Genomic DNA, 3,127 nt, shown 5'->3' with positions numbered 1-3,127 from the left:
ATCCAGCGAGTTGACAGTGAATTCCATCAAGCAATCCGACCCCGATAGCCCATTGACGTCCAGCCGCCCGTCCCAAACCGAAGGGGAGGGGATGGCACGCCACATCCAGCCCGGAACTAGCGCTTGTGCCGCAGGCAGCCGACCTTACTCTGTTCTGGGCTCTCTGGTCCTTTACGGGGGGCTGCATAGGGCTGTATGCGGCTCACCGGTAGCAGGCCTACATTAATGGACCACGCAAGCACCGCGCTATCTTTATATAGCCTGCAAAATATCTCAACGCCATGAAAAGCCTGCCCGTGAACTCTCAGCATGATGAAACCACGGCTTTGGAGCCGGCACACTTGGCCTCGCCGAAGCATATCTGCGAGATGACAGCCGGAATAGCCAAGGCTTCGAAACTCCTCATCTGCGCCTTGGGCTCTGAACGAGTTTTTAGAAGAAACGGGCGGTACCGCTCTGCACTGTTCGCGAGCATAACTCGACAGCTGACGGCGAGATGCCTAGGCCCCGGTTCAATTACACTTCGCCTCCTCGCCAATTCAGGCGACGAGCATTGTTGATCGGGGCACCTGATGGATAAGCGTCGCGCATTGCTGTTGCCGTCGGTCGCAACTCTTCCCTCGGAGGGAACCGGCTTGACCCGGCCGGTGATCGAGCCCGGTGGAGGCAGGAACAGCATGATTGTGACAACGGGAGCCGATTCGCCAATCGAGATCATCGACGACGAGTTGGGCATTCCTCACATCCGAGCGGGATCGAAGCGCGACGCATTCTTCGGCCAAGGCTATGTCGTTGCCCGCGACCGTTTATTTCAGATCGACCTTTCATATCGGCGTGACCTGGGCCGAATGGCGGAGGCATTCGGTCCGCGCTTCGTCTCCGCCGACCGCGCGGCGCGCCTTTTTCTATTTCACGGCGATATCGATGCTGAACTGATGGCGCTGCCGCCGGAAGTGCTGGAGTGCGCATGTGGCTATGTCGCCGGCGTGAATGCCCGGATCGCGGAACTGGAAGCAAATCCTTCCCAAATGCCGCTTGAATACAGCATATTGGACATCAAGCCGCTGCGATGGGACGTGCGTGATTTGGTGCGAATCCGCAACCCCGAGATGGGCGACGCGACCGATGAAGTTCGTCGGGCGCGGCTCCAGGCCCGCGGACTGCTTCACCTCGATAAGCTCATGGACCCGCTGCGTCCTGCGTGGCCTTTTACAGTGCCCGAAGGATTGAATTGTGCTTCCGTCACGGAGGCGGACATTGGCGTCTTGGCGGAGTTGGCGAAGCCGCTGCCGTTCGACTGTGGGGATTTGGCGTTCGACAATCCGGAGCTGGAGCGCGTTGACCCCGCAGGTCGGGGAAGCAATGCCTGGACCGTGGCGGGCTGGCGCACTTCGACCGGCCGGCCGATCCTCGCGAACGATCCCCATCTTGGGATCGGAGGTGCCAGCCCGCGCCACATCGCCCACCTGACAGCACCGGGGCTCGATATCATCGGCGCCGGGGAGCCTGGCCTTCCCGGCATTATGCAGGGCCATACCGATCGCTTCGCCTTCGGCCGCACCGACTTCCATATCGACCAGACGGACCTTTTCATTCTTCAAACGAGGGAAAACGATCCGAACCACTATTGGCACAAGGGAGAATGGAAGCCCTTCGAGACGTTCGAAGAGGAGATTGTGGTTAAGGGAGCGACGCCCGAGCGTACGGTGCTCCGCTATTCGCAAGGACGCCCCGTCATTTCACAGGATGCCTTGCGCCGCCGGGCCGTGACTTTCGCGTCCGTTTCGATGCTGCCGGGGGCGAATGTGCGGTTTTCTATGATCGCTATCAACCTGGCGCACGACTGGATGTCGTTGTGCGAAGCGTTCAAGCTCCACGTCTGGCCAACCAACTTTCACTATGCCGACGTCGAGGGTAACACCGGCTGGCATGCAATTGGCTTCACACCGAAGCGCGCGAACCACGATGGGCTGCTCCCCGCGCCCGGCGACGGCAGCTTTGACTGGATTGGCCTGCTCGATGTCGGCGAGATGCCGAACATCTACAATCCCGAGGAGGGCTGGTTGGCATCTGCCAACCAGATGAACCTGCCCCCAGATTATCCCTACAAGGAGCGGCCCATCAGCTTCTCCTGGGCCGACTCCTTCCGCTGGGATCGCATAGCTGAAGTGCTGCGCAGCCAACCGAGGCATTCCCTGCAAGACAGCATCGCCCTCCAGCACGACGTTCACTCTCTGCCGGCGCGCGCGCTAGTCAGTCTGCTTCCGGTCACTCCCTCGCCGGAGGCCGCTCCCGCTACTTCGCTGCTTCGCCTATGGGATTGCGAGATTGAAGCGGATAGCGCGGCCGCGCTTCTCTACGAGATGGTCCTGCCCGAACTGTTGTCCGGCTTCCGCGAGTTTGCGGTCCCCCCAGCCGCAAGCGACCTGATCAGTTCGATCAACCTTTCAGAGATGCTACGGCTGCTCGCGGTGCCGGACACGATGCTCGGGAGCGATCCTATTGCTGCACGGGATGCCATCATAGAGAAAGCGCTGATCGCGGGATGGGCCAAGGCGATCAAACTGATGGGGCCCGATCCTGTGCAATGGCGTTGGGGCGATCTCCATCGGGTCTCCATCTCCCACCCACTTGCAGCGATACCTGCGATCTCGGAAGCCTTTCCTAAGATCGACGGGGGGCGCTCAGCCGGTGATTACACGACTGTGATGATGCGCAGCACAGAAGCGGGTAGCGGCTTCAATGTCTGCGTTGGCGCGAGCTATCTTTTCGTCATGGATGTGGGCGCGTGGGACAATAGCCGAGTCCTGCTCCTGCCCGGCCAGTCGGCAGATCCGCGCTCGCCTCACTATCGCGATTTCTACTCTCTCTGGCTTTCCGGAACGATGCAGCCGCTGCGGTTCAGCAGGGCAGCGGTCGACGAGAGCGCGGTTGCGCGGACGCTCCTTACTCCTTTGAGCGGCTGACACGTCATGGGAATGCGCGGCCAGTGCTGGCACTAGTCGTGCAAAGCAGGATCGGCTTGGGACAGGTGTCTCACCTCGCAAATGGGCCGGACATTAGGCTGGCGGCCCCCTATTGGAAGCAATCGTTACGGCGCAATTTCCCGCTCTGAAGGACGCAGGGC

The 3,127-nt window shown here is 60.7% G+C and carries 1 protein-coding gene; it reads left to right on the top strand.

Annotated elements, in window-relative coordinates; all coding sequences use genetic code 11:
- The first annotated feature begins 572 nt into the window (after positions 1-572).
- Positions 573-2,966: a penicillin acylase family protein gene (locus AC0L2K_RS34660; RefSeq protein WP_473533617.1), complete on the top strand. Its 2,394-nt coding sequence runs from the start codon at positions 573-575 to the stop codon at positions 2,964-2,966.
- The last annotated feature ends 161 nt before the right edge of the window (positions 2,967-3,127 follow it).

The organism is Mesorhizobium sp. WSM4817 (genome assembly GCF_055811135.1).
This window is presented reverse-complemented; position numbering and strand designations above follow the sequence as displayed.

Coding starts and splice junctions, on each gene's coding strand:
- AC0L2K_RS34660 (WP_473533617.1), top strand. CDS start 573: ATGGATAAGCGTCGCGCATTGCTGTTGCCGTCGGTCGCAACTCTTCCC.